The sequence below is a fragment of the Bartonella vinsonii subsp. berkhoffii ATCC 51672 genome (assembly GCF_902825225.1).
Classification (GTDB): Bacteria; Pseudomonadota; Alphaproteobacteria; order Rhizobiales; family Rhizobiaceae; genus Bartonella; species Bartonella berkhoffii.
Window position 1 is genome coordinate 1 of sequence record NZ_CADEAK010000078.1, and the last position, 826, is coordinate 826.

The following is an 826-nucleotide window of genomic DNA, read 5'->3' on the forward strand; positions in this document are numbered from 1 at the left end:
AAGATGTTCGAGAATTGAATGATTATTTACGCCGCTTGGCGGGTTATAACCACATTTTAGGGCATGAACTTTTGCGGTGTCGTTGGCAAATAAAGGCGGGGTACAAGCCGTTGTCAGGGGATGTTGTGCCGTTTCGCCGTTTTCAAAAACATAAGGAGGACTTTTGTGATGAATCAACCAATTGAGCTTGAAGGAACGCATTATATGAAGGATTCGAAGGGGGCTTTGGTACCGGTAAGTCTGATCCGCCCTGCGGATTTATTAGAGGATGAAACGGTGTGCAAAATTATGGGTTTTGCGAAAGAACTATCGGCAAGGATTGCACGTTTTAATAGCCATACGATTGCAGATTTGAGTGCTTTTGATAACTTGCTTGCGCAAGAATATGGCGTGGAGCGGCGTGGTAAAAAGGGCAATTGTACTTACACAAGTGTTGATGGTTTGCAGCGCATTGAGATGCAAGTGCAAACAAGTGTTGATTTAGGGTTAGAATTGCGATTTGCTAAACATCTTGTTGAAGAGTGCCTTAATGAGTGGGATGCGGATGAATGTTTAAATAAGTGGGGTGCGGATGCGCGCCCTGAAATCCGCGCGATTATTACGCGTGCTTTTGATGCTGGTAAGGAAGGCAAGGTGGATCGAAGTGAACTCTTTTTGCTGTTGCGTTTGGATATTGATGATCCACGCTGGAATGAGGCCATGCGTGCAATTCGTGAAGCCATTCGTGTGACGACATCTAAAGAATATGTGCGCTTTTATGAGCGCGATACATTGGAGCATCCTTGGCGTCCTGTGATCATTGATGTGGCGAAGACGTGAGGGGTAA

General features: G+C 45.4%; 1 protein-coding gene and 1 pseudogene. Both read left to right on the top strand.

Annotation, left to right across the window (positions count from 1 at the left end; all coding sequences use genetic code 11):
- Positions 1–185: pseudogene (locus tag J7R10_RS08310) on the top strand (hypothetical protein); the annotation flags it as partial.
- Entirely contained in the window at positions 169–819 is a 651-nt protein-coding gene (locus J7R10_RS08315; RefSeq protein WP_010705670.1) for a DUF3164 family protein, read from the top strand. The pseudogene J7R10_RS08310 and the gene J7R10_RS08315, both read left to right, overlap by 17 nt.
- Positions 820–826 lie beyond the last annotated feature (7 nt).